We start from the raw sequence: 24,340 nt of genomic DNA, 5'->3' as shown, positions 1-24,340 counted from the left end.
TCACGGAATTGTGGAGATTTGTGGTGTCGTGACGGATCCGGGCCGCAACGCACGGCGCGGTTATCGGGCGCGGTACGACGGGCAAGCGCGCCTACCGGCCGCCGCCGACGTCGAGCAGTGTGCCGGTCGTGTACGACGCGGCGTCGCTGAGCAGCCAGACGATCGCTTCGGCGACTTCATGCGCTTCGCCGGCGCGCCCGAGCGGCGATTGCGCGCCGAGGCGCGCGGCGCGGCCGGGCTGGCCGCCGCTCGCGTGGATGTCGGTCTCGATCAGGCCCGGACGCACCGCATTGACGCGCACGCCGTGCGGGCCGAGTTCCTTGGCGAGGCCGACGGTCAGCGTGTCGACGGCGCCTTTCGAGCCAGCGTAGTCGACGTATTCGTTCGGCGAACCGAGCCGCGCGGCGATCGACGACACGTTGACGATCGCGCCGCCGCGGCCGCCGCGATCGGTCGACAGGCGGCGCGCGGCTTCGCGCGCGCACAGATACGCCCCGAGCACGTTCGTGTCGAACATCCGCGTGAGCCGGTCGAGCGGCATGTCGGCGAGCGGCATCGACGGCGCGACGATGCCTGCATTGTTGACGAGCGCGTCGAGCCGGCCGAACGCGGCCGCGACCGCGTCGAACATCGCGACGACATCGGCTTCGTTCGCGACGTCGCCGGCGACGACGCACGCGCGTCCGCCCGCATCGCGCACGGCCTGCGCGGTGTGTTCGGCCGCTGCCGCGTCGCGCGCATAGTTGATGCCGACGTCCCAGCCGCGTGCGGCCGCGAGCACGGCCGTCGCGCGGCCGATTCCGCGGCTCGCGCCGGTGATGAGAACGGCCTTGCGGTCGGACGGTGCGGTCATCGCGTGCGGCTCCGGGCGGAACGGGTTATTTCGCGGCGTCCTGCGCCCACTTGTCGCGGGCGGGCGGCTGATAGCGGCGCAGCCGGTCGATCAGCCCGGCCGGCTGCGAGTCGATGCAGAGCGCGTCGAAATAGGTCGCGCGCATGAAGCCTTCGTCGACCGTATGACGCAGCAGCGCGATCAGCGGATCGTAGAACGAATCGATGTTGTACAGCGCGACCGGCTTGCGGTGATAGCCGAGCTGCGCCCACGTATAGACCTCGAAGAACTCCTCGAGCGTACCGGCGCCGCCCGGCATCGCGACGAACGCATCGGCGAGGTCGGCCATCATCTTCTTGCGGTGATGCATGTCGGGCACGACGTGCAGCTCGGACAGCCCCGTGTGGCCGACTTCCTTGTCGACGAGCAGTTCCGGAATCACGCCGACCGCACGGCCGCCGGCCGCCATCACTTCGTCGGCGATCACGCCCATCAGTCCCACGCGGCCGCCGCCGTAGACGAGCGTGAGGCCCGCGTCGACGAGCGCACGGCCGAATGCGCGTGCCGCTTCGGTATAGACGGGACGCGCGCCGGGCGCGGACCCGCAGTAAACGCAGACGGCCTTCATTGCTTCGTGTCCTTCGCGGCCGCCGCCGCCCGCGGCGAACCGTCGCGCGGCGGCAGGTAGTCGGTGAATTCGCGCTTCGGCAGCTTGCCGGACACGAGATCGTCGAACAGCTGGCGCGAGCGCCCGCGCAGATACGGCGCCATCACCGAGATCACATGCATGCTGACCTGGTGCAGCTCCTCGCGGATCGCGTCCTGGTCGTTGTACTTGCGCGGATGCATGACGTACTGATACGACAGCCAGTACGTCGAGATCACGGCCATGTTGGTTGCGATCACTTCGATTTCGGCGGGCGTCGCGACCATCTCCGCATCGGACACGAGCAGTTCGCACATCTCGCGCGCGAAGCGCACCTTGTGGCTGATGATCTGCTTGAAGTGCGTCTCGAGCGTGCGGTTGCGGGCGAGCAGGTCGTTCAGGTCGCGATACAGGAACCGGTAGGTCCACATGAAATCGGCCATGTACTGCAGATACGACCAGGTTTCGTCGATCGTCGGACGGTGATCTTCGGGGAAGCGCAGACGCCGTTCGATCTGCTGCTCGAACTGCGCGAAGATGCTGTTGATGATGTCGTCCTTGTTGCGGAAATGGTAGTACAGGTTGCCTGGACTGATTTCCATTTCCTCGGCGATCGTCGTCGTCGTGACGTTCGGTTCGCCGATCTCGTTGAAGAGTTTCAACGACAACTCGAGAATCCGTTCGCGGGTGCGGCGGGGAGGTTTCGCTTCCATGTCGTCCGGCCCTGTGTGTGCCGGACTGGCGGGCGCTGCAGATGCTGCGGATTCGTCCGGCGCGGGTTGCTGTGCTCAATCTAGCGGACGATTATAAACCGGGGTTTCGCGACACCGCGCGCATTTCGTGATTCGGTGCGCAGCGCGCGGATGGTGCAGCGCCGCACGCGCAGAGTGCGCAGGTGCGTGCCTAGAAGCCGAGCCAGCGCGCGACGACCGGCCCGAGCACGAAGCCCCACGTCGTCACGCAGGCGAACAGCGCGACCGTCACGGCCGCGCTGCCGAGGTCCTTCGCGCGTTTGGACAGCTCGTGGCGCTCGAGCGAGATACGATCGATCGCGGCTTCGACGCTCGAATTCAGCAGCTCGACGATCAGCACGAGCAGCACCGAGCCGATCAGCAGCGCGCGCGACGCGGCCGGCACCGGTGCGAATGCACCGATCGGCAGCATCAGTGCCGCCAGCGTGAGCTCCTGACGAAACGCGCTTTCTTCGCGGATCGCGACGCGAAAGCCATTCAGCGAATGCTTGAGCGCGTACCACGCGCGCGTGATCCCGCGGTGGCGCTTGTACGGATTCGGCGGCAGCGGCGACAGCGGATCGTCGGGCCCGAGCGGTTCGTGCGCATGCGTGTCCGTGTCGGCATGCGCGTCGTCCTCGTCGAACGGCCCGTGCCGCGTCGGCATGGCGGCGGACAGCGCGGTCTTGTCGTGCAGATCTCGTTTCAAACGGCGGCACCTTCGGCAGGCGAGTACGCGGTCTTCGGCAGCGGCTTCAGGTGCGACGCGAACTGCTCGGACGCCGCGCGCCAAGAGAAGCGCTCGGCCCACGCACGCGCGGTCGAGCGTTCGATCTTCAGCGCTTCGAGGCAGGCTTCCTGCAGATCCTCGTGCATCGCGCCGGCGCCGCCGTCGCCGAGCACGTCGATCGGGCCCGTCACCGGATAGGCGGCGACCGGCGTGCCGCAGGCGAGCGCCTCGAGCAGCACGAGGCCGAACGTGTCGGTGCGACTCGGGAACACGAACACGTCGGCCGCAGCATACACCTTCGCGAGCTCGGCCTGCGACAACACGCCGAGATAGTTCGCCTCCGGATAGCGCGACTTCAGCTCGGCGAGCGCCGGACCTTCGCCCGCGACCCACTTCGAGCCCGGCAGATCGAGACGCAGGAACGCCTCGACGTTCTTCTCGATCGCGACGCGCCCGACGTACAGGAAGATCGGCCGCGCGGTATTGAGCACCTTCGACTCCATCGGCCGGAAGATGTCGAGGTCGACGCCGCGCGTCCACAGCACGACGTTCGTGAACCCGTACTTTTCGAGATCCTGCCGAACCACGGGCGTCGGCGCCATCACCGCGAGCGACGGGCCGTGGAACCACCGCAGGAAGCGGTAGGTCGCCGCGAGCGGAATTCCGAAACGCGCCTGCACGTATTCGGGAAAGCGCGTGTGATAGGCGGTCGTGAACGGCAGCTTGCGTGCGCGCGCGTAACGGCGCGCGGCGAGGCCGAGCGGGCCTTCGGTCGCGATGTGCAGTGCGTCGGGTGCGAATGCGTCGATCCGTTCGCGCAGCTTGCGATACGGCAGGATCGACAGGCGGATTTCGGGATAGGTCGGGCAGGGCACCGTGCGGAATTCGAGCGGCGTCAGCAGTTCGACGCGGTGGCCGAGCGCGGTGAGCTCGCGCGACGTGCTCTTCAGCGTGCGCACGACGCCGTTGACCTGCGGTTCCCACGCGTCGGTGACGATCATGATCTTCATCGCGGCATGTGTCCTGTAAGAGGTGGAGGTCAGGCCGCGGCGCGCGTCTTGCGCGCCGGGGCGGCGGACGGTGCGGTGCGCATCACCGTCCAGTAGACGATCTTCAGTTCGCCTTCCAGCGTTTCGACGAGCGCGGACAGGCTCTCGACCCAGTCGCCGTCGTTGCAATACAGCACGCCGTCGATGTCGCGGATCTCGGCCTTGTGGATGTGTCCGCACACGACGCCGTCGCAGCCGCGCCGGCGCGCTTCGTCGGTCATCACGCTCTCGAACTGCGAGATGAAGTTGACCGCGTTCTTGACCTGATGCTTCAGGTACTGCGACAGCGACCAATACTGGAAGCCGAGCCGACTGCGGATCCGGTTGAACCAGCGGTTCAGCACGAGGATCAGCGTGTAGAGCGTGTCGCCGAGATACGCGAGCCATTTCGCGTGCTGGATCACGCCGTCGAACAGGTCGCCGTGCACGATCCACAAACGTTTGCCTGCGAGCGTCGTATGGAACGCTTCGCCGCGCACCTGGATGTCGCCGAACGCGAGGTCGCAGAACTGCCGCGCGCCCTCGTCGTGATTGCCGGGGATGTAGACGACCTGCGTGCCCTTGCGCGCCTTGCGCAGGATCTTCTGCACGACGTCGTTGTGCGCCTGCGGCCAGTACCAGCCCTTCTTCAGTTGCCAGCCGTCGATGATGTCGCCGACCAGATACAGGTATTCCGACTCGTTGTGGCGCAGGAAGTCGAGCAGGTACGACGCCTGGCAGCCGCTCGAGCCGAGATGGATGTCGGACAGCCAGATCGTGCGGTAGCGGTGCGCGGGCGGCGCCGGATCGTCGTGTCGCGAGACGGGCTCGGCGGGCGCCGCGTCGCGCGACGGCGTGTCGGTCGCGGCGGCGCCGGACAGGAACGCGGTGGCGGCGCGGGCGCCGAAAGGGTGACGGAACAGGGAGGTCGCGGACGTTTTCTGGCCCATGCATGACTCGCGCCGGTTGACATGACAGGCATTGCGCCATGCGGGCGTGACTGCGCCATGACAGTCACAAGACGTTCTTATTACGTCCCGTGCGGTATGTTTAGCAGTGAATGTCGCGCTGTTGCGCGGCGTGCGTTGGACGTGGGCGAGGCCGGCGCGGCCAGGCAGGCCGGCGTTTTCGTCGGACGGATGAGCGCGGCGCGAACGATGTCGCGCGCAGCGTCAGTGCGGCATCGCGACGATGCGCGTGCGCGCGAGCCGGTCGTGCGGAAACTGGCGATCCGCGTGCAGCCGGGCCGCGCCGGCCCAGACGACGATCCACGCGGCCGCGAGCGCGAGCGTGACGGGCACGGACAGCCCGAGCAGCGGGTGCAGCGCGAGCGGCGGCAGGAACCACAGCCAGCCGAGCGCATAGCGGACGATCGCGTGACCCGCGCTCAGCGGCCGGCCGTTCGCGGCTTCGAGCCGCAGCCGCCAGGTCTTCATCGGCAGCGTCTGGCCGCCGTGCGTCCAGAACCAGACGAAATACGCCCCGACGACGAGCGCGATCCAGGCGGCAAGCAGGTTGTGATGGACGAGGCCGTTGCGTTGCTGCGTCGCCAGGCCGAACGCGAGGCCCGCGAAGAATACGACGCCGAACAGCAGCACGGCCTCGTAGAGCATCGCGGCGAGCCGCCGGCGGACGGACGGCACGTCGGCCGCGGCGGGAAGGGCGGACGTGTCGGCCACGGCCGCTCAGGAGCCTTTGAAGAGCGACGGCGCGTCCGCCGGCGACACCGGCGTCACGGTCGCGGGGACGGACGTCGTACCGGCGCCGGACGACGCGACGGCCGGCGGCGTCGCGGTGCCGGCCGATGCCGACGCCGGCGCCGGCACGACCGCCGGGCTGCTGGCCGGCTGCACACGCCCGTTGACGATCCGGCGCACGTCGCGATCGGCGCCGGTCGGCGGTGCGCTGACCACGCTCGGCCGGCGACGGCGCTCGGCGGCCGCGAGGCGTTCCTTCTGTTCCGGCGGCAGCTGCTGATACGCCTTCCACGCGCGTTCGCGCGCCTGCGCGGACAGCGCCTTCGCGCTCTGGTAGTTCTCGCGCGCGACGCGGCGCTGCTCGGGCGTCATGCGCACCCATTCGGACATGCGGGCCTGCAGGCGTTTCTGCGCTTCAGGCGTCATTTTCTGGAAACGTGACGCGATCTTCAGCCATTTGCGCTTGCGTGCTTCGCTGAAGCCGTCCCACTGATCGGCGAACGGCGCGAGCGCCTCGCGCTGCGCCGCGCTCAGGCGCGCCCACGACAGCGGGCCGTTGGCGACCGGCAGCGGAAGCGGCAGCGGCGCGAGATCGGCGCCGAGCGCGGTCGCCGCCGACGACGGCGCGGGCGTGCTGGTTGCCGCGGCGGTGGTCGCGGCGGGTGTCGGGTGGAATCGCGGATACGTGGCCACGTACGACACGGCGACTGCGATCACGCATCCGAAAAATACGGCCAGGCCGCGCTTCTGACTCACCCGTGCGATCCCCTCGTTGTTGTCTGTTAGCGTGCGTGCGAAAGATACGCGTTGAACCCGTGGTCGAGATAGGCGTTGAGCGGCAGGTCGTCGCTGAGCATGGCCGCGTCGATGTCGGCGAGCTCGGCGGTGCGCTGCATGTCTTCCCAGTACGCGATGCCGACGAGCCCGGCCAGCAGCAGCGCGAGCGGCCATGCGCGCAGCAGGCGGCGCGCGAACGACGCCTGCGGACGGTTCGCGCGGAGGACGGGCGCATGCGCGCCGGCCGCGCCGGCGAAGGCGGGCACGAACACCGGCGCGGTGGCCGCTTCGGGTTTCTTGCGCGCGAGCGCGGCGCGGCGGGCCGCGGCCAGCCGCTCGGTGGTGGCGCCGGGCAGCGCGGCCGCGCGCTCGTCGAGCGCGCGACGCACCTTCAGCGCGAATTCGAGTTCTCGGTTTGCGGGAGCGGAGCTCATAGCGTGATTCCTTTGGCCTTGAGCGCTAGCGCCAGGGCGTGGGTGGCTCGCGAGCAATGCGTCTTGACGCTGCCTTCGGAGCATCCCATCGCGGCTGCAGTCTCGGCGACATCCATATCTTCCCAGTAACGCATCAGGAACGCTTCCCGTTGACGCGCCGGCAATTTCTGGATCTCTTCGTCGATCAGGGCCAGAACCTGTTCGCGCTCGAGGCGATGCTCGCTGCTCTCCACGCCGGGATTGTCGTCCGCGGTCTCGAGCGTTTCGAGCGGGTCGAAATCGTCGTCGTCGGTGGTATTGAGCGACGAGAACAGCGTGACCCACGTGTTGCGGACCTTCTGCCGGCGAAACCAGTCGTGGATCGCGTTCTGCAGAATCCGCTGGAACAGCAGCGGCAGCTCGGCCGCCGGCCGGTCGCCGTATTTCTCCGCCAGCTTGATCATCGCGTCCTGCACGATGTCCAGCGACGCATCGTCGTCACGCACCGCGTACGCAGCCTGCTTGAACGCGCGCCTTTCGACGCCCGCCAGAAAGTCGGCGAGTTCCTTGTCTGATGCCATTCCGTGAAGGTATGCGCTGCGGACCGCTGCGTGGTGTGAAAGGTCGAAAAATTTCGTAAAACCCGCGGATGCTAACAAATTTTCGCGCCGCTTGGCACCGACGCGCGGCGTACGCGTTGTGCGCGAGCCGCGCCGGTCGTGCGTGTCCGGCCGCGCATGATGCGCTGCGGGATATTTTGCTTGACGGCGCATCGGCGAGCCGCTATCGTCGGCGATTCGCAACATGAAGTGATGGTCTCATTTGAGGCTGGCCCATGAAGCCCGCCCTTCAACTGGACGCGCCGCTTGAACCCGAGCCACAAGCCCGGCAGAGAGCACCCGATCAATTTTTTGCCGAAAATTCGAAAGGTCAAAATGAACATGCCCAGCGCGGAATTCTCCACGTCGGAACCCCTTTCCCCTCCCGATAGCGACTCCATCGGCGCCACCGTGCTCATGAAGGCACTGGCCGACGAAAACGTCGAATTCATCTGGGGCTATCCCGGCGGCTCGGTTCTCTATATCTACGACGAGCTTTACAAGCAGGACAAGATTCAGCACGTGCTGGTGCGCCACGAACAGGCGGCCGTGCACGCAGCCGATGCCTATGCGCGCTCCACCGGCAAGGTCGGCGTGTGCCTCGTGACGTCGGGCCCCGGCGTGACGAACGCGGTCACCGGCATCGCGACGGCCTACATGGATTCGATCCCGATGGTCGTGATCAGCGGCCAGGTGCCCACCGCGGCGATCGGCCAGGACGCGTTCCAGGAATGCGATACGGTCGGCATCACGCGCCCGTGCGTGAAGCACAACTTCCTCGTGAAGGACGTGCGCGACCTCGCGGAGACCGTCAAGAAGGCGTTCTACATCGCGCGCACCGGCCGTCCGGGCCCGGTGCTGATCGACATCCCGAAGGACATCTCGAAGACGCCGTGCCAGTACGAGCCCGTCAAGAGTGTGTCGCTGCGCTCGTACAACCCGGTCACGAAGGGCCACTCGGGCCAGATCCGCAAGGCCGTGTCGCTGCTGCTGTCGGCCAAGCGTCCGTACATCTATACGGGCGGCGGCATCATCCTCGCCGATGCGTCGCGCGAGCTGAACCAGTTCGCGGATCTGCTCGGCTATCCGGTCACGAACACGCTGATGGGCCTCGGCGGCTATCGCGCGTCGGACAAGAAATTCCTCGGCATGCTCGGCATGCACGGCACGTACGAAGCCAACATGGCGATGCAGCACTGCGACGTGCTGATCGCGATCGGCGCACGCTTCGACGATCGCGTGATCGGCGATCCGGCGCACTTCGCATCGCGTCCGCGCAAGATCATCCACATCGACATCGACCCGTCGTCGATCTCGAAGCGCGTGAAGGTCGACATCCCGATCGTCGGCGACGTGAAGGAAGTGCTGAAGGAGCTGATCGAGCAGCTGCAGACGGCCGAGCACGGCCCCGATACCGAAGCGCTCGCGCAATGGTGGAAGGACATCGAGAGCTGGCGCGCGAAGGACTGCCTGAAGTACGACCGCGAGAGCGAGATCATCAAGCCGCAGTACGTGGTCGAGAAGGCGTGGGAACTGACGGACGGCAACGCGTTCGTGTGCTCCGACGTCGGCCAGCACCAGATGTGGGCTGCGCAGTTCTACCGTTTCAACAAGCCGCGCCGCTGGATCAATTCCGGCGGGCTCGGCACGATGGGCTTCGGCCTGCCGGCGGCGATGGGCGTCAAGATGGCGCACCCGGACGACGACGTGCTGTGCATCACGGGCGAAGGCTCGATCCAGATGTGCATCCAGGAACTGTCGACCTGCCTGCAGTACGACACGCCCGTGAAGATCATTTCGCTGAACAACCGCTACCTCGGCATGGTTCGCCAGTGGCAGCAGATCGAATACAGCAAGCGCTATTCGCATTCGTACATGGATGCGCTGCCCGATTTCGTGAAGCTTGCCGAAGCGTACGGCCATGTCGGCATGCGGATCGAAAAGACTTCGGATGTGGAGCCGGCGCTGAAGGAGGCGCTGCGCCTGAAGGACCGCACCGTGTTTCTCGACTTCCAGACCGATCCGACCGAAAACGTCTGGCCGATGGTCCAGGCCGGCAAGGGCATCACCGAGATGCTGCTCGGATCGGAAGATCTGTAACGGCGCGACGCGCGCAGCGCGCGGGGCCGCCGCCTTCACGAAGGGCGGTGCGGCACCGGGCGGCGCGCGGCGCGAGTGAATCGACACGGACACATTCTGGAAGAAGCGAACATGAGACACATCATTTCCGTCCTGCTGGAAAACGAACCGGGTGCGCTGTCGCGCGTGGTCGGTCTGTTTTCCGCACGCGGCTACAACATCGAAACCTTGACGGTGGCGCCGACCGAAGACCAATCGCTGTCGCGGCTCACCATCGTATCCATTGGCTCCGACGACGTGATCGAACAGATCACGAAGCATCTGAACCGCCTGATCGAGGTGGTGAAAGTGGTGGACCTGACCGACGGTGCACACATCGAACGCGAGCTGATGCTGATCAAGGTCCGTGCAGTGGGCAAGGAGCGCGAAGAAATGAAGCGGATGTCGGATATTTTCCGCGGCCGCATCATCGACGTGACCGAGAAGACCTACACGATCGAATTGACGGGCGCGAGCGACAAGCTCGACGCATTCATCCAGGGGCTGGACGCGGGTGCGATCCTCGAGACCGTGCGCACCGGCAGCTCCGGCATCGGACGGGGCGAGCGCATCCTGAAGGTGTGATGCCGGGCGGTACGCCGCACGGCACGCCGGGTGCGCCGTCAGGTCCCGGCCCGCAGTACTCCATTTGAACGAATCGTTGAATTTTTGAATTAGCGAAGGAACCACCATGAACGTTTTCTACGACAAAGACGCCGACCTCTCCCTCATCAAGGGCAAGCAAGTCACGATCATCGGCTACGGCTCGCAAGGCCACGCACACGCGCTGAACCTGAAGGACAGCGGCGTGAACGTGACGGTCGGTCTGCGCAAGGGTGGCGCGTCGTGGAGCAAGGCCGAGAACGCGGGCCTCGCGGTGAAGGAAATCGCGGAAGCGGTGAAGGGCGCCGACGTCGTGATGATGCTGCTGCCGGACGAGCAGATCGCCGACGTCTACGCGAAGGAAGTGCACGCGAACATCAAGCAGGGCGCGGCACTCGCATTCGCGCACGGCTTCAACGTCCACTACGGCCAGGTGATCCCGCGCGCCGACCTCGACGTGATCATGATCGCGCCGAAGGCACCGGGCCACACCGTGCGCGGCACGTACTCGCAGGGCGGCGGCGTGCCGCACCTGATCGCCGTGGCGCAGAACAAGTCGGGCGCGGCGCGCGACATCGCGCTGTCGTACGCGGCAGCGAACGGCGGCGGCCGTGCCGGCATCATCGAGACGAACTTCCGTGAAGAGACCGAAACCGACCTGTTCGGCGAGCAGGCCGTGCTGTGCGGCGGTACCGTCGAGCTGATCAAGGCCGGCTTCGAAACGCTGGTCGAAGCGGGCTACGCGCCGGAAATGGCGTACTTCGAGTGCCTGCACGAACTGAAGCTGATCGTCGACCTGATCTACGAAGGCGGCATCGCGAACATGAACTACTCGATCTCGAACAACGCCGAGTACGGCGAGTACGTGACGGGCCCGCGCGTCGTCACGGAAGAGACGAAGAAGGCGATGAAGCAGTGCCTGACCGACATCCAGACCGGCGAATACGCGAAGAGCTTCATTCTGGAAAACAAGGCGGGCGCACCGACGCTGCAGTCGCGTCGCCGCCTGACGGCCGAGCACCAGATCGAGCAGGTCGGCGCGAAGCTGCGCGCGATGATGCCGTGGATCGCGAAGAACAAGCTCGTCGACCAGACGAAGAACTAAGCACCGCGTGCTGTTCCGGCCCTTCGAACGGAGGGTCGGTGTCAAAAAGCCGCCCGAAGGCAGCAGTGCCCCGGGCGGCTTTTGCTATGCTACGTGCTTTGCAATTCACCGAACACAGAACGAATCCATGAACTATCCTCATCCGATCATCGCGCGCGAAGGCTGGCCGTTCATCGCGATTGCAGCCGTCATCGCGCTGTTGATCCACGCCGTCGGGGGCTTCGGCTTCGCGTGGCCGTTCTGGCTCCTGCTCGTTTTCGTCGTCCAGTTCTTCCGCGATCCGCAGCGCCCGATTCCGGCGCAGCCGAATGCGGTGCTGTGCCCGGCGGACGGCCGCATCGTCGCGGTCGAGACCGCGCACGATCCGTATGCGAATCGCGAAGCGCTGAAAATCAGCGTGTTCATGAATGTCTTCAACGTGCACTCGCAGCGTTCGCCCGTCGACGGCGCGATCACCAAGGTCGAATACTTCCCGGGCGCATTCCTGAACGCGGCGATCGACAAGGCGTCGACCGAAAACGAGCGCAACGCGGTCGTGATCCAGACGGCAAGCGGCAAGACCGTGACCTCCGTGCAGATCGCCGGCCTCATCGCGCGCCGGATTCTCTGCTACGTGCGTGCCGGCGAGCCGCTGTCGCGCGGTCAGCGCTACGGTTTCATCCGCTTCGGTTCGCGCGTCGACGTGTATCTGCCGCTCGGCAGCCGCGCGAAGGTGTCGATCGGCGAGAAGGTGTACGCGTCGTCGACGATCCTCGCCGAGCTCGAACAGTAAGCGGCGAGGCGCACGATGGCCGCATTCAAACCGCGCCGCCCGCGCAACGGCGTCAACCAGCCGCCGCGCTCGTTCCGCCGCAACAAGGCGCTCACGCCCGAGCCGGCACCGATCGAGAGCCGCCGCGCCGCGCGCCAGCGGTTCCTGAAGACCCGCGGCATTTATCTGCTGCCGAACGCGTTCACGACGGCCGCGCTGTTCTGCGGCTTCTTCGCGGTCGTGCAGGCGATGAACGTGCGGTTCGAAATCGCCGCGATCGCGATCTTCGTCGCGATGGTGCTCGACGGAATGGACGGCCGCGTCGCGCGGATGACGCACACGCAGAGCGCCTTCGGCGAGCAATTCGACAGCCTGTCGGACATGGTGTCGTTCGGCGTCGCGCCGGCGCTCGTGATGTACGAGTGGGTGCTGAAGGATCTCGGCCGCTGGGGCTGGCTCGCCGCATTCGTCTACTGCTCGGGCGCCGCGCTGCGTCTCGCGCGTTTCAACACGAATATCGGCGTCGTCGACAAGCGTTTCTTCCAGGGCCTGCCGAGCCCGGCCGCCGCCGCGCTGATCGCCGGATTCGTCTGGCTCGCGACCGACAACCGCGTGCCGATGAAGCTCGGCTGGCTGCCGTGGGTCGCGTTCGCGCTGACGATCTACGCAGGCGTGACGATGGTGTCGAACGCGCCGTTCTACAGCGGCAAGGCGCTCGACGTCCGCCACCGCGTGCCGTTCGCGGCGATCCTGCTCGTCGTCGTCGCGTTCGTGCTGGTGTCGTCCGATCCGCCGCTGATGCTGTTCTGTCTGTTCGTGCTGTACGGGCTGTCCGGCTACGTGTTCTGGGCCTACATGGCCGTGCGCGGACGCGCGAATCCCGCGCGCTCGTCGCAGCGCGATCACTGACGCATCGCTCTGCATGCAACGGCGGCCTCGAGGCCGCCGTTTTTATTTGTCCCTGTTTCGCTGGCGCGTGCGTCGCGCTTCGGGCGCCGTCCGATTGCGTACGTTGCGGAATGCCGCTATAGTCTCCGGCATGACTGCGTTCTCCCGCCTCTCCCTCCTTCTAGCCGGTGCGCCGCTACGCGCGCTAGCTTCGGCGCGCCTGCCGCGCTGACCGTTCTCGCCCTCCGTCAAGCCTCGTCTGTTGTTGAGCGTCGCCAGCGGTGGCGCGATCTCATTACGTTGACTTCCGTATAAAGAGCCCTGGAGCCTCCCCATGACAGACAAGCTGATCATTTTCGATACGACCTTGCGTGACGGCGAACAATCGCCCGGTGCGTCGATGACGAAGGAAGAGAAAATCCGCATCGCGAAGCATCTGGAGCGCATGAAGGTCGACGTGATCGAAGCGGGCTTCGCGGCCAGCTCGAACGGCGACTTCGACGCGATCCATACGATCGCCGGTCTCGTGAAGGACAGCACGATCTGCTCGCTGGCACGCGCGAACGACAAGGACATCCAGCGTGCGGCCGACGCGCTGAAGCCGGCCGAGAGCTTCCGGATCCACACGTTCATCGCGACGTCGCCGCTGCATATGGAGAAGAAGCTGCGGATGACGCCCGACCAGGTGTTCGAGCAGGCGCGTCTCGCGGTGCGCTTCGCGCGCAAGTTCACCGACAACGTCGAATTCTCGCCGGAAGACGGCAGCCGCTCCGACATGGACTTCCTGTGCCGCGTGCTGGAAGCGGTGATCGCCGAGGGCGCAACGACGATCAACATCGCGGACACGGTCGGTTACGGCGTGCCCGAGCTGTACGGCAACCTCGTGAAGACGCTGCGCGAGCGCATTCCGAACTCGGACAAGGCGGTCTTCTCGGTGCACTGCCACAACGATCTCGGGATGGCGGTCGCGAACTCGCTGGCCGGCGTGAAGATCGGTGGCGCGCGTCAGGTCGAGTGCACGATCAACGGTCTCGGCGAGCGCGCGGGCAACACGTCGCTCGAAGAAATCGTGATGGCCGTGAAGACGCGCAAGGACTATTTCGGTCTGGACGTCGGCCTCGACACCACGCAGATCGTGCCGACCTCGAAGCTCGTGTCGCAGATCACCGGTTTCGTCGTCCAGCCGAACAAGGCTGTGGTCGGTGCGAACGCGTTCGCGCATGCGTCCGGCATTCACCAGGACGGCGTGCTGAAGGCGCGCGACACGTACGAGATCATGCGCGCGGAAGACGTGGGCTGGACCGCGAACAAGATCGTGCTCGGCAAGCTGTCGGGCCGCAACGCGTTCAAGCAGCGTCTGCAGGAGCTCGGCGTGTCGCTCGACAGCGAAGCCGAACTGAACGCCGCGTTCATGCGCTTCAAGGATCTCGCCGATCGCAAGTCGGAAATCTTCGACGAGGACATCATCGCGATCGTGTCGCAGGAATCGGCGCTCGCGCAGGAGCAGGAACACTTCAAGTTCGTGTCGCTGTCGCAGCATTCGGAAACGGGCGAACAGCCGCACGCGAAGGTCGTATTCTCGGTCGACGGCAAGGAAGTGGCGGGCGAGGCTCGCGGCAACGGCCCGGTCGACGCGACGCTGAACGCGATCGAGAGCGAGGTGGGCAGCGGCTCCGAGCTGCTGCTGTACTCGGTGAATGCGATCACGACCGGCACGCAGGCGCAGGGCGAAGTGACCGTGCGGCTGTCGAAGAGCGGCCGGATCGTCAACGGCGTCGGCACCGATCCCGACATCGTCGCCGCCTCGGCGAAGGCGTATATCGCCGCGCTGAACAAGCTGCATTCGAAGGACGACAAGCTCAACCCGCAGCGCTCCTGAGCGTCGCGTCGAGCGCATGCCGAAACGCCCCGAGCGGCCTTGTGCCGCCGGGGCGTTTTTTATGCGCGCGTCATTCCGCGGCCGGCGCGCGGAACCCCCAGCGTCGCGGTGCGCTGCCCGGCTGCGCGTGCGGGCGGCGGAACTCGACGGCGATCCCGCGTCGCGGCGCATCGGCGATGAACGCGTCGAGCAGTTCGAGCACGTCGTGATCGATGTAGTCGGCGCGCGTCGCGTCGACGATCACGGCCGCGCGGTCCGGAATGTGCCGCAGATGGTGCTTGACCTGAACCTTGCCGAGGAACGATACGTCCTTGCGGAACGACAGCAGGAAGTGGTCGTCGTGCTGCGCGAGCGTGACCGGGCTTTTCAGGTTCGCGACCGCGACCGTCAGCACGCTGCACGCGAGACCGGCGGCGATGCCGAACAGCAGATCGACGGCCAGCACGCCGGCGATCGTGGCCGCGAACGGGACGAACGCGGCCGGCCCCTGCTTGAGCACGGCACGAAACAGTGCCGGCTTCGCGAGCTTGAGGCCCGTATGGATCAGGATCGCGGCGAGACTCGCGAGCGGAATCAGGTTGATCAGGCCGGTCAGCGCGAACACGCTCACGAGCAGCAGCACGCCGTGCACGACGGCCGACACGCGGCTTTGCGCGCCCGCATTGACGTTGACCGAGCTGCGCACGATCACCGAGGTGATCGGCAGGCCGCCGACCGCACCGGCGACCAGATTGCCGACGCCTTGCGCCTTCAGTTCGCGATCGGGCTGCACGGGCCGGCGCTTCGGATCAATCTGCTCGACCGCTTCGAGGCACAGCAGCGTTTCGAGGCTCGCGACGACGGCCAGCGTGATCGCGACGCGCCACACGTCGGGATTGGCGAGCTGCGCGAAGTTCGGGCCCAGCTCCGCGTGCTTCAGCGACGCGGCGAACGCCGCGAACGATTCGAGTTCCGGCAGCGCGACGCGTTGCGCGGCGCCCGGCGCGACGGACGGTGCGACTGCGCCGAGCACGAGCGTCGCGCCGATGCCGAGCACGACGACCGCGAGCGGGGCCGGCACCGCGCGCGCCCATGCGAAGCGGCGCAGCACGCTCGAATCCCATGCGACCAGCAGCGCGAGCGACACGACGGCGATCGCGGTCGCGGCCCAGGCGGCAGGCTGAGCGGACCACGACGCAAACGATTGCGCGGACGCGCCGCCGATGCCGAGCGCGAACGGAATCTGCTTGACGATCAGCAGCACGCCGATCGCGGCGAGCATGCCCTTGATGACGGATGACGGCACGTACGCGGCGAAGCGCCCGGCGCGCAGCATGCCGAACACGAACTGCAGTACGCCGGACAGCAGCACGGCGAGCAGGAACGCGGAGAAGCTGCCGAGCTGCGCGATGCCGTCGACGACGATCACGACGAGGCCGGCCGCCGGCCCGCTGACGGACAGCGACGAGCCGCTCAGCAGCGCGACGACGATGCCGCCGACGATGCCCGACATCAGTCCGGCGAACGGTTCGACGCCGGAGGCATTCGCGATGCCGAGGCAGAGCGGCAGCGCGACGAGGAATACGACAATGCCGGCGACGATGTCGCGCGGCACGGTGGAGAGACGCTCGTTGAGTTTCATGATGGGCGATGTTGAGGGCGAGGAAAGGGGCATCAGCCGAGCGCGTCGGCCATCGCGGCCGGGGCGGCGGCGGGATCGGCGGCGGCGGCCGCATATCCGGAATCGAGCTCCTTCAGGCGGCCGTCGGCGAGAGAGAAGATCCAGCCGTGTACGAGCGGTGGCCGTTCGCGTTCGCGCACGATCGGCGACGCGCGCAGCAGCCGCACCTGCTCGAGCACGTTCAGCTCCGCGAGGCGATCGGCGGCGGCCGCATCGTCGAGCCCGTCGAGCTCGTGACGATGGCGCCGCGCGAGCGAGCAGAGCGGTGCGATCCGGCGCGCGACGTGCGGCAGATCGGCGGGCGGCGGCAGCAGCGATGCGCGTACGCCGCCGCATCCGTAGTGACCGCAGACGATCACGTGATCGACTGCGAGCACGCGCACCGCGTATTCGAGCACGCTCGCGGCGTTGTCGTCGTCCGGATGGAACAGGTTCGCGATGTTGCGATGAACGAACAGTTCGCCGGGCGCGCAATGCGTGATCGTCTCGGCCGGCACGCGGCTGTCCGCGCAGCCGATCCACAGCACGCGCGGGTTCTGCCCGCGCGCGAGCGCGTCGAAGAAGCCGGGCGTGCGTTCGCGCGTTTCGCGGGCCCAGGCGATGTTGGCAACCAGCATGCTCTTGGGGCGGTTCATCAGGACTCCTTTTATATCGAGACAGAGAAATATCGCTCAAAGCGACGCATCGACATGCTTTCTGAATTGAAAGGTTGGTTTCGACTGATATTAGGGGTATGCCCTAGCGCTTCGGGTGAGGAGAAACAAATTGTTTCAAATTGACGTATCGAGGTGCATCGGCGCACCAAAGCAACGCATGCAATCGCGACGACGGCGGTCGCCGCGGGAAGCCCGCCATACAAAGCGTCGCGGCCGAACGCGCGGCCGCGAGCACGCGAAAGCTGCGACGCGCGATTGAATCGAGCGGTGAAATAAAGCAAATGGCCATTCACGATCGCTTGTGAATGGCCATTTCGAAAAAGCGGCGGAAAAATCGTCCGGAAATGAATCGGCGCGATTCAGAACAGATTGCGGCGATCGGGGTCGTGCAGCGGATCGGGCGTCTTTTGCGTCATGCGCAGAATGCCCTGCGGATCGAAATAGAAGCTGTACATCAGGTACCAGACGTTGTCCTCGAGATACCGGTACGTCCACACCTCGCGCTTCATCAGCGGGAAATACGACGTCTCGACCGGGCGGCCGAAGTTGACGAGCACGTCCGTCTTCGTCCACTTGCCGATCTCGGCGCGATAGAACTCGCTCGGCTGCAGCACCTGGCGGACGTTGACGATCTTGCCCGCCGCGTCGACGTCGGCCGCGACGGTGATTTCGCCCATCGGCTGCGTCGGCCACATCAGCCGCTTGCCGCCGTCGGGCAGGTCGTAGATCTCGCGCGGCGGGCCCATGCGGGCGACGATCGCCGACGAGTCCTGACCGGCCTGGTATTGCTGCCACGGTTGCGCGCAACCGGCCAGCAGCGCCGCCGCACAGGCGAGCAGGACCGGCAGGCGCGCGGGAATGCGAATGCGCATCGGGATTCTCCAGTACACGGGAAAACAGTCCAGTTGTATCACGGACGGCGCGCGCCGGCGCGCGGCGTTGGAAAAAATCGGTGCGGATCGGCGACGCGGCCGGCCGCTTGCCGGCGCGCGGGCAGCGGGCCTATGATTCGGCGCTTCTCGGAACGGATCGAAGGGCGGAAAACCGATGCACGGATGGAAGCGTTGCGCGCTCGCATGGAGCGCCGGATGGACGATCGCGGCGTCCGCGTTCGCGGGCGGCGAGCCGGTGCGGATCGCGCTGATCGAAGGGATGTCCGGGCCGTTCGCGAATGCGGGGGCGGCGGTCGAGCGCAACCTGCGGTTCGGTGTCGAGCAGGTTAACGCGGCGGGCGGCGTGAAGCTGCGCGACGGCGCGCATCCGCTCGAGCTCGTCGTACTCGACAGCAAGGGCAGCCCCGAAGAGGCGCTGATGCAGCTGCGCGCGGCCGCCGACCGGCACATCGGCTTCGTCGCGCAGGGCAACAGCTCGGCCGTCGCGGCCGCGCTCGTGGCGGCGCTCGACAAGCAGAATGCGCGCGATCCCGACAACCGCATGCTGTTCCTGAACTATTCGGCCGACGATCCGGCGCTGACCGGCGCGCGCTGCAGCTTCTGGCACTTTCGCTTCGACGCGCACGCGGGCATGCGGATGGCCGCGCTGGCCGACGTGATGGCGCGCGACCCGGCGCTGCGCAACGTGTACCTGCTGAACCAGGACTACAGCTTCGGGCGCGACGTCAGCGCGCTCGCGCGGCAGACGCTCGCGGCGCGCCGTGCGGACGTGCGCATCGTCGGCGACGAATTCCATCCGATCGGCCGCATCAAGGATTTCTCGCCGTATGTCGCGAAGATTCGCGCGAGCGGCGCCGACGCGGTCGTCACCGGCAACTGGGGCAACGATCTGACGCTGCTCGTGAAGGCGGCGCGCGAGCAGGGGCTGAACGCGAAGTTCTACACGTTCTACGGCAACAGCCTCGGCGCGCCGGCCGCGCTCGGCGACGCGGGCGTCGCGCGCGTGGTGGCGGTCGCCGACTGGCATCCGAACGTCGGCGGCGCGAAATCCGACGCGTTCTACCGTGCGTTCCGCGCCCGTTTTCCGGCGGCGCAGGACGACTACCCGGTGCGGCGCATGAGCGAGATGATCGAAATGCTCGCCGCCGCGATCGACCGCGCGCGCTCGGCCGACCCGGTCGCCGTCGCGCGTGCGCTGGAGGGACTGTCGTTCGACGACGGCTTTCATCCGGTGCGGATGCGCGCGCAGGACCACCAGCTGATCCAGCCCCTTTATGTGATGGAAATGGACAAGGCGGGCACGCCGGGCGTGCGCTTCGACAACGAAGGCTCGGGGTACGGGTTCCGGACCGTGCTCGCCGTGCCGGCGGCGCGCACGGAGGCGCTGTCGACCTGCTCGATGAAGCGCCCGTGACCGCAAGCGCTTAGGCGCGACGCGGAGTTGTGCTACAATGCGCGCCGGTTGTAAGTCACGGCACGGCCGTTCTTCCGTGTCCGCCTGTTTAGTTTGAAAGGAAATCACATGTCTGTTGCAGATATCAAGAAGTCGGAAGTCGTTGCTCAGTTCGCCCGCGGTACCAACGACACGGGTTCGCCCGAAGTCCAGGTCGCACTGCTGACCGCACGTATCGTCGAACTGACGGGTCACTTCAAGACCCACGCGAAGGATCACCACAGCCGCCGCGGCCTGCTGCGCATGGTGAGCCGTCGCCGCAAGCTGCTCGACTACCTCAAGGGCAAGGATGCCGACCGTTACCGCGCGCTGATCGAGAAGCTGGGTCTGCGTAAGTAATCGCGGGGCGATTGCCGCCAGCAAGATGCCTGTGTCAGTCCGCTGATGCAGGCATTTTGTTTTTGCGCGGTGCGTAGCGTCACGCGCACCGCAGGCAGTCAGGCCGTTCTCGGCGGGCTGCCGCAACGATCGATACCGGGGTCGGGATTTGTGTCATTCCAGCGCGCGCGCTTTGCGAGCGCCGCGCTGGAATGGCATAAAAAACACACCTTGCTCCGGGTGATTCGGTCGGGACGCCGCCGCGCGGGATGACCGGCGCGGCGAACGAAATGCATGAATACAAAGGAGCAACCATGTCCATGTTCAACAAGGTCGTGAAGGAATTCCAGTGGGGCCAGCACAAGGTGCGCCTCGAAACCGGCGAAATCGCGCGCCAGGCGAGCGGCGCGGTGATCGTCGACGTCGAGGACACCGTCGTGCTCGCGACCGTCGTCGGCGCGAAGTCGGCGAAGCCCGGCCAGGACTTCTTCCCGCTGACCGTCGACTACATCGAAAAGACCTATTCGGCCGGCAAGATCCCGGGCGGCTTCTTCCGTCGCGAAGGTCGTCCGTCGGAACACGAAACGCTGACGTCGCGCCTGATCGACCGTCCGCTGCGCCCGCTGTTCCCGGAAGGCTTCTACAACGAAGTGCAGGTCGTGATCCACGTGCTGTCGGTGAACCCGGAAATCCCGGCCGACATCCCCGCGCTGATCGGCGCATCGGCCGCGCTCGCCGTGTCCGGCCTGCCGTTCAACGGCCCGGTCGGCGCTGCGCGCGTCGCGTACGTGAACGACCAGTACGTGCTGAACCCGACCCGCGAGCAGCTCAAGTCCTCGCGTCTCGACCTCGTCGTCGCCGGCACCGAGCGTGCGGTGCTGATGGTCGAATCGGAAGCCGATCAACTGCCGGAAGAGGTGATGCTCGGCGCGGTCGTGTTCGGCCACGAGCAGATGCAAACCGCGATCGACGCGATCCACGAACTCGTGCGCGACGGCGGCAAGCCCGAGTGGGACTGGCAGCCGGCGCCGAAGGACGAGGCGCTGATCGCCCGCGTGACGGAAATCGCGCAGCCGGAACTGCTCGCCGCGTACCAGATCCGCGACAAGCAGGCGCGTTCGACGAAGCTGAAGGAAGTGTACGCAGCGACGTCCGCGAAGCTGGAAGAGGATGCGCTGGCGGCCGGCACGGTCGCGGCCGACAAGGCCACGGTCGGCAACATCCTGTTCGATCTCGAAGCGAAGATCGTCCGCGGCCAGATCCTGAACGGCGAGCCGCGTATCGACGGCCGCGACACGCGCACCGTGCGTCCGATCGAGATCCGCACGGGCGTGCTGCCGCGCACGCACGGCTCCGCGCTGTTCACGCGCGGCGAGACGCAGGCGCTCGTCGTCGCGACGCTCGGCACGAAGGGTGACGAGCAGATCATCGACGCGCTCGAAGGCGAATACCGCGAGCGCTTCATGCTCCACTACAACATGCCGCCGTTCGCGACCGGCGAAACGGGCCGCGTCGGCTCGCCGAAGCGCCGCGAGATCGGTCACGGCCGCCTCGCGAAGCGCGCGCTCGTCGCATGCCTGCCGAGCGCCGAAGAGTTCGGCTACTCGATTCGCGTCGTGTCGGAAATCACCGAGTCGAACGGTTCGTCGTCGATGGCATCGGTGTGCGGCGGCTGCCTCGCGCTGATGGACGCCGGCGTGCCGATGAAGGCGCACGTCGCGGGCATCGCGATGGGCCTGATCCTCGAAGGCAACAAGTTCGCGGTGCTGACCGACATCCTCGGCGACGAAGATCACCTCGGCGACATGGACTTCAAGGTCGCGGGCACCGCGCAGGGCGTGACGGCGCTGCAGATGGACATCAAGATCCAGGGCATCACGAAGGAAATCATGCAGGTCGCGCTCGCGCAGGCGAAGGAAGGCCGCATGCACATCCTCGGCAAGATGACGGAAGCGGTGGCCGGCGCGAACACGCAGCTGTCCGAATTCGCACCGCGCATGATCACGATCAAGATCAACCCGGAAAAGATCCGCGACGTGATCGGCAAGGGCGGCTCGGTGATCCGCGCGCTGACCGAAGAAACGGGCACGACGATCGACATCTCCGACGACGGCGTCGTGACGATCGCGAGCACGAGCAGCGAAGGCATGGCCGAAGCGAAGAAGCGCATCGAGAACATCACGGCCGAGATCGAAGTCGGCCAGGTGTACGAAGGCACGGTGCTGAAGCTGCTCGATTTCGGCGCGATCGTGAACCTGCTGCCGGGCAAGGACGGCCTGCTGCACATCTCGGAAATCGTCAACGAGCGCGTGAAGGACATCAACGACTACCTGAAGGAAGGTCAGCAGGTGAAGGTCAAGGTGATCCAGACGGACGAGAAGGGTCGCGTGCGTCTGTCGGCGAAGGCGCTGCTGAACGAAGCAGCGGCTGCGGCGCAGTCGGATACGCCGCCGCAGCAGTAAGCGGAACGGCGAACGAACGGCCGGCTGCGCGAAAGCGGGCCGGCCGTTTTTTCTGTAGCATCGTTGTGCGGCGCAGCAGCGCCGGCCATGCGTCCGCGCGCGGCGGACGTGCATCCGATCCCGACCCAGGAGCGACGAAACCATGAAAGCGATCGAAATCACCGAATTCGGCGCCCCCGACGTGCTGAAGCTGACGGAGCGCCCGCGCCCCGAGCCGCAGCGCGGCGAAGTGCTGATCAAGGTGGCGGCGTCCGGCGTGAACCGGCCCGACGTGTTCCAGCGCAAGGGCGCGTATGCGCCGCCGCCGGGCGCGTCCGATCTGCCGGGTCTCGAGATCGCGGGCGAAATCGTCGGCGGCGATCTGTCCGACGCCGCGTTAAATCCGTTCGGGCTGAAGCTCGGCGACCGCGTGTGCGCGCTGCTCGCGGGCGGCGGCTATGCCGAATACGCGACCGTGCCGCTGCTGCAGTGTCTGCCGGTGCCGCGCGGCCTCACCGACATCGAAGCGGCGTCGCTGCCCGAGACGTTCTTTACCGTGTGGAGCAACGTGTTCGATCGCGCGCAGCTCGGCGCGGGCGAGGGCGGCGAGCAGGAAACGCTGCTCGTGCAGGGCGGTTCGAGCGGCATCGGCGTGACGGCGATCCAGATCGCGCATGCGCTCGGCTTTCGCGTGTTCGCGACGGCGGGCACGGCGGAGAAGTGCCGTGCGTGCGAGGCGCTAGGCGCGGAGCGCGCGATCGACTACAAGACCGAGGACTTCGTCGAAGTCGTGAAGTCGCTGACCAACGATCGCGGCGTCGACGTGATTCTCGACATGGTCGCGGGCTCCTACGTGCCGCGCGAACTCTCCGCGCTGGCCGACGGCGGGCGGCTCGTGATCATCGCGCTGCTCGGCGGCGCCAAGGCAGAAGTCAATCTCGGCGAGATCCTGCGCCGCCGGCTGACGATCACGGGCTCGACGCTGCGTCCGCGGCCCGTCGAGTTCAAGGCGCAGATCGCGGCGCAGCTCAAGGCGCGCGTGTGGCCGCTGATCGAGGACGGCCGCATCAAGCCCGTCATCTATCGCGTGCTGCCTGCCGCCGAGGCCGCGCAGGCGCATGCGCTGATGGAAAGCAGCGAGCACATCGGCAAGATCGTGCTCGATTGGGGTACGAGCGCGTAACGGCCGCGGCTGCCGGACTTGACATGCGCGGTTTGACCGGTTCAAGCCGCGCGCAGTAAAATCGCGGGTTTGCTTCGCCAGATCAAACCTGACGGCCGGCTCGCACGGCACGTCGATGACGAGACAGACACGATGTCGAAACAGAGAACAAAGCGGGTGATCGGCAACTGGAAGATGCACGGCCGGCTGGCCGGCAACCAGGCGTTGCTGAACGAAGTGGTGCAGGGTGCGGGCGCCGTGGCGGCCGACACGGCGATCGGCGTGTGCGTGCCGTTCCCGTATCTCGCGCAGGTTCAGGCGCAGCTCGGCGGCAGCCGTATCGCGTGGGGCGCGCAGGACGTGTCGGCACACGAGCAGGGCGCGTTCACCGGCGAAGTCGCGGCGGCGATGGTCGCTGAATTCGGCGCGTGCTACGCGATCGTCGGCCACTCGGAGCGCCGCGCGTATCACGGCGAGCGCAACGAGACGGTCGCGGCGAAGACGCAGCGCGCACTCGCCGCGGGGCTGACGCCCGTCGTCTGCGTCGGCGAGACGCTCGAGCAGCGCGAATCGGGCGCGACCGAGCAGGTCGTCGGCGCGCAGCTCGATGCCGTGCTCGCGGTGTTGAGCGCGGACGAAGCCGCGCGCATCGTCGTCGCGTACGAACCGGTGTGGGCGATCGGCACTGGCAAGAGCGCGACGTCCGCGCAGGCGCAGGACGTGCACGCATTCCTGCGCGCGCGGCTCGCGGCCAAGGGTGCGGCCGACGTATCGGTGCTGTACGGCGGCAGCGTGAAGCCGGACAACGCGGAAGAACTGTTCGCACAGCCGGACATCGACGGCGGCCTGATCGGCGGCGCGTCGCTGAAGGCGGAAGATTTTCTGGCGATCTGCCGGGCCGCGCGTTGAGCGGTCGGCGATCGAATTGAACCATGACGGCGGCCGGCGAGTCCGGTCGCC

At 66.7% G+C, this 24,340-nt stretch carries 24 protein-coding genes; 11 read left to right on the top strand and 13 right to left on the bottom strand.

Annotated elements, in window-relative coordinates:
• Window positions 1-91: 91 nt before the first annotated feature.
• The 10 genes from NP80_RS24315 to NP80_RS24270 all read right to left on the bottom strand — a co-directional run bounded on the left by NP80_RS24315 (window position 92) and on the right by NP80_RS24270 (window position 7,435).
• Window positions 92-853 carry an SDR family oxidoreductase gene (locus tag NP80_RS24315; RefSeq protein WP_006405584.1) on the bottom strand — a complete coding sequence of 254 codons (762 nt, stop codon included), beginning with the start codon at window positions 851-853 and terminating at the stop codon, window positions 92-94.
• A gap of 25 nt (window positions 854-878) precedes the next feature.
• The gene (locus NP80_RS24310; protein WP_006405583.1) at window positions 879-1,460 is read right to left on the bottom strand and encodes an LOG family protein; all 582 of its coding nucleotides are present in this window, start codon (window positions 1,458-1,460) and stop codon (window positions 879-881) included.
• Window positions 1,457-2,191, bottom strand: a complete 735-nt coding sequence (locus tag NP80_RS24305) for a TetR/AcrR family transcriptional regulator (protein WP_006411041.1) — start codon at window positions 2,189-2,191, stop codon at window positions 1,457-1,459. Before NP80_RS24305 ends, NP80_RS24310 begins: the two co-directional genes overlap by 4 nt.
• Window positions 2,192-2,381: 190 nt before the next feature.
• On the bottom strand, window positions 2,382-2,918 hold the full coding sequence (locus NP80_RS24300; RefSeq protein WP_006411034.1) for a diacylglycerol kinase: 537 nt from the start codon (window positions 2,916-2,918) through the stop codon (window positions 2,382-2,384).
• Entirely contained in the window at window positions 2,915-3,949 is a 1,035-nt protein-coding gene (locus tag NP80_RS24295) for a glycosyltransferase family 4 protein (RefSeq protein WP_006398774.1), read from the bottom strand. The genes NP80_RS24300 and NP80_RS24295 overlap by 4 nt, the downstream gene beginning before the upstream one ends.
• A gap of 29 nt (window positions 3,950-3,978) precedes the next feature.
• Window positions 3,979-4,917 (bottom strand): UDP-2,3-diacylglucosamine diphosphatase, encoded by a 939-nt coding sequence (locus NP80_RS24290; RefSeq protein WP_006411031.1) that lies wholly within the window; start codon window positions 4,915-4,917, stop codon window positions 3,979-3,981.
• Between the two features lie 222 nt (window positions 4,918-5,139).
• On the bottom strand, window positions 5,140-5,646 hold the full coding sequence (locus NP80_RS24285) for an RDD family protein (RefSeq protein WP_006411042.1): 507 nt from the start codon (window positions 5,644-5,646) through the stop codon (window positions 5,140-5,142).
• 6 nt (window positions 5,647-5,652) lie between these two features.
• Window positions 5,653-6,420: a DUF3106 domain-containing protein gene (locus tag NP80_RS24280; protein WP_006405577.1), complete on the bottom strand. Its 768-nt coding sequence runs from the start codon at window positions 6,418-6,420 to the stop codon at window positions 5,653-5,655.
• Window positions 6,421-6,446: 26 nt separating this feature from the next.
• Complete coding sequence (locus NP80_RS24275; RefSeq protein ID WP_045594195.1) at window positions 6,447-6,875, bottom strand: DUF3619 family protein; 429 nt, start codon at window positions 6,873-6,875, stop codon at window positions 6,447-6,449.
• Window positions 6,872-7,435: an RNA polymerase sigma factor gene (locus NP80_RS24270; RefSeq protein ID WP_012213003.1), complete on the bottom strand. Its 564-nt coding sequence runs from the start codon at window positions 7,433-7,435 to the stop codon at window positions 6,872-6,874. Before NP80_RS24270 ends, NP80_RS24275 begins: the two co-directional genes overlap by 4 nt.
• A 354-nt stretch (window positions 7,436-7,789) precedes the next feature.
• Between NP80_RS24270 and NP80_RS24265 the strand changes: the two genes are divergently transcribed.
• The 6 genes from NP80_RS24265 (at window position 7,790) to NP80_RS24240 (ending at window position 14,797) form a co-directional block, all read left to right on the top strand.
• Window positions 7,790-9,553, top strand: coding sequence for an acetolactate synthase 3 catalytic subunit (locus NP80_RS24265; protein ID WP_035488715.1), 1,764 nt, complete (start codon window positions 7,790-7,792; stop codon window positions 9,551-9,553).
• Between the two features lie 111 nt (window positions 9,554-9,664).
• Complete coding sequence (gene ilvN / locus NP80_RS24260; protein ID WP_006398781.1) at window positions 9,665-10,156, top strand: acetolactate synthase small subunit; 492 nt, start codon at window positions 9,665-9,667, stop codon at window positions 10,154-10,156.
• Window positions 10,157-10,262: 106 nt separating this feature from the next.
• On the top strand, window positions 10,263-11,279 hold the full coding sequence (gene ilvC / locus NP80_RS24255) for a ketol-acid reductoisomerase (protein ID WP_006398782.1): 1,017 nt from the start codon (window positions 10,263-10,265) through the stop codon (window positions 11,277-11,279).
• 127 nt (window positions 11,280-11,406) lie between these two features.
• The gene (locus tag NP80_RS24250; protein ID WP_006398783.1) at window positions 11,407-12,051 is read left to right on the top strand and encodes a phosphatidylserine decarboxylase; all 645 of its coding nucleotides are present in this window, start codon (window positions 11,407-11,409) and stop codon (window positions 12,049-12,051) included.
• 15 nt (window positions 12,052-12,066) lie between these two features.
• Window positions 12,067-12,939, top strand: a complete 873-nt coding sequence (pssA, locus tag NP80_RS24245) for a CDP-diacylglycerol--serine O-phosphatidyltransferase (protein WP_006398784.1) — start codon at window positions 12,067-12,069, stop codon at window positions 12,937-12,939.
• A gap of 313 nt (window positions 12,940-13,252) precedes the next feature.
• Window positions 13,253-14,797, top strand: coding sequence for a 2-isopropylmalate synthase (locus NP80_RS24240; protein ID WP_006405574.1), 1,545 nt, complete (start codon window positions 13,253-13,255; stop codon window positions 14,795-14,797).
• 70 nt (window positions 14,798-14,867) lie between these two features.
• Here the strand turns inward: NP80_RS24240 and NP80_RS24235 are convergent, their stop codons facing one another.
• The 3 genes from NP80_RS24235 to NP80_RS24225 form a co-directional block, all read right to left on the bottom strand.
• Window positions 14,868-16,418 carry a SulP family inorganic anion transporter gene (locus NP80_RS24235; protein WP_035488718.1) on the bottom strand — a complete coding sequence of 517 codons (1,551 nt, stop codon included), beginning with the start codon at window positions 16,416-16,418 and terminating at the stop codon, window positions 14,868-14,870.
• Between the two features lie 32 nt (window positions 16,419-16,450).
• Window positions 16,451-17,092: a carbonic anhydrase gene (locus NP80_RS24230; RefSeq protein WP_006405572.1), complete on the bottom strand. Its 642-nt coding sequence runs from the start codon at window positions 17,090-17,092 to the stop codon at window positions 16,451-16,453.
• A gap of 380 nt (window positions 17,093-17,472) precedes the next feature.
• Window positions 17,473-17,985, bottom strand: a complete 513-nt coding sequence (locus NP80_RS24225; protein WP_006398789.1) for a hypothetical protein — start codon at window positions 17,983-17,985, stop codon at window positions 17,473-17,475.
• A gap of 175 nt (window positions 17,986-18,160) precedes the next feature.
• Here NP80_RS24225 and NP80_RS24220 point away from each other — a divergent pair, with 175 nt between their 5' ends.
• From NP80_RS24220 to tpiA, 5 genes are all read left to right on the top strand, one after another.
• Window positions 18,161-19,420, top strand: a complete 1,260-nt coding sequence (locus NP80_RS24220; protein ID WP_006410112.1) for a branched-chain amino acid ABC transporter substrate-binding protein — start codon at window positions 18,161-18,163, stop codon at window positions 19,418-19,420.
• Window positions 19,421-19,528: 108 nt separating this feature from the next.
• A complete protein-coding gene (gene rpsO, locus NP80_RS24215) occupies window positions 19,529-19,798 on the top strand; it encodes a 30S ribosomal protein S15 (protein WP_006398792.1) in 270 nt (89 codons plus the stop codon).
• 293 nt (window positions 19,799-20,091) lie between these two features.
• Entirely contained in the window at window positions 20,092-22,239 is a 2,148-nt protein-coding gene (pnp, locus tag NP80_RS24210; protein ID WP_006410113.1) for a polyribonucleotide nucleotidyltransferase, read from the top strand.
• Window positions 22,240-22,381: 142 nt separating this feature from the next.
• Window positions 22,382-23,401 carry an NAD(P)H-quinone oxidoreductase gene (locus NP80_RS24205; protein WP_006410110.1) on the top strand — a complete coding sequence of 340 codons (1,020 nt, stop codon included), beginning with the start codon at window positions 22,382-22,384 and terminating at the stop codon, window positions 23,399-23,401.
• Between the two features lie 132 nt (window positions 23,402-23,533).
• Entirely contained in the window at window positions 23,534-24,289 is a 756-nt protein-coding gene (gene tpiA / locus NP80_RS24200; protein WP_035946806.1) for a triose-phosphate isomerase, read from the top strand.
• The last annotated feature ends 51 nt before the right edge of the window (window positions 24,290-24,340 follow it).

Origin of the sequence: Burkholderia multivorans ATCC BAA-247, assembly GCF_000959525.1 — a bacterium.
GTDB classification, from domain to species: domain Bacteria; phylum Pseudomonadota; class Gammaproteobacteria; order Burkholderiales; family Burkholderiaceae; genus Burkholderia; species Burkholderia multivorans.
The sequence above is the reverse complement of the archived record's forward strand: the minus strand, read 5'-3'. Positions and strand labels throughout refer to the sequence as shown.

Bases quoted from the DNA above. Each gene is read 5' to 3' on its own strand.
- NP80_RS24315 (WP_006405584.1), bottom strand. From the start codon at position 853: ATGACCGCACCGTCCGACCGCAAGGCCGTTCTCATCACCGGCGCGAGC.
- NP80_RS24310 (WP_006405583.1), bottom strand. From the start codon at position 1,460: ATGAAGGCCGTCTGCGTTTACTGCGGGTCCGCGCCCGGCGCGCGTCCC.
- NP80_RS24305 (WP_006411041.1), bottom strand. From the start codon at position 2,191: ATGGAAGCGAAACCTCCCCGCCGCACCCGCGAACGGATTCTCGAGTTG.
- NP80_RS24295 (WP_006398774.1), bottom strand. From the start codon at position 3,949: ATGAAGATCATGATCGTCACCGACGCGTGGGAACCGCAGGTCAACGGC.
- NP80_RS24290 (WP_006411031.1), bottom strand. From the start codon at position 4,917: ATGGGCCAGAAAACGTCCGCGACCTCCCTGTTCCGTCACCCTTTCGGC.
- NP80_RS24275 (WP_045594195.1), bottom strand. From the start codon at position 6,875: ATGAGCTCCGCTCCCGCAAACCGAGAACTCGAATTCGCGCTGAAGGTG.
- NP80_RS24270 (WP_012213003.1), bottom strand. From the start codon at position 7,435: ATGGCATCAGACAAGGAACTCGCCGACTTTCTGGCGGGCGTCGAAAGG.
- NP80_RS24265 (WP_035488715.1), top strand. From the start codon at position 7,790: ATGAACATGCCCAGCGCGGAATTCTCCACGTCGGAACCCCTTTCCCCT.
- ilvN (WP_006398781.1), top strand. From the start codon at position 9,665: ATGAGACACATCATTTCCGTCCTGCTGGAAAACGAACCGGGTGCGCTG.
- ilvC (WP_006398782.1), top strand. From the start codon at position 10,263: ATGAACGTTTTCTACGACAAAGACGCCGACCTCTCCCTCATCAAGGGC.
- NP80_RS24250 (WP_006398783.1), top strand. From the start codon at position 11,407: ATGAACTATCCTCATCCGATCATCGCGCGCGAAGGCTGGCCGTTCATC.
- pssA (WP_006398784.1), top strand. From the start codon at position 12,067: ATGGCCGCATTCAAACCGCGCCGCCCGCGCAACGGCGTCAACCAGCCG.
- NP80_RS24240 (WP_006405574.1), top strand. From the start codon at position 13,253: ATGACAGACAAGCTGATCATTTTCGATACGACCTTGCGTGACGGCGAA.
- NP80_RS24235 (WP_035488718.1), bottom strand. From the start codon at position 16,418: ATGAAACTCAACGAGCGTCTCTCCACCGTGCCGCGCGACATCGTCGCC.
- NP80_RS24230 (WP_006405572.1), bottom strand. From the start codon at position 17,092: ATGAACCGCCCCAAGAGCATGCTGGTTGCCAACATCGCCTGGGCCCGC.
- NP80_RS24225 (WP_006398789.1), bottom strand. From the start codon at position 17,985: ATGCGCATTCGCATTCCCGCGCGCCTGCCGGTCCTGCTCGCCTGTGCG.
- NP80_RS24220 (WP_006410112.1), top strand. From the start codon at position 18,161: ATGCACGGATGGAAGCGTTGCGCGCTCGCATGGAGCGCCGGATGGACG.
- rpsO (WP_006398792.1), top strand. From the start codon at position 19,529: ATGTCTGTTGCAGATATCAAGAAGTCGGAAGTCGTTGCTCAGTTCGCC.
- pnp (WP_006410113.1), top strand. From the start codon at position 20,092: ATGTCCATGTTCAACAAGGTCGTGAAGGAATTCCAGTGGGGCCAGCAC.
- NP80_RS24205 (WP_006410110.1), top strand. From the start codon at position 22,382: ATGAAAGCGATCGAAATCACCGAATTCGGCGCCCCCGACGTGCTGAAG.
- tpiA (WP_035946806.1), top strand. From the start codon at position 23,534: ATGTCGAAACAGAGAACAAAGCGGGTGATCGGCAACTGGAAGATGCAC.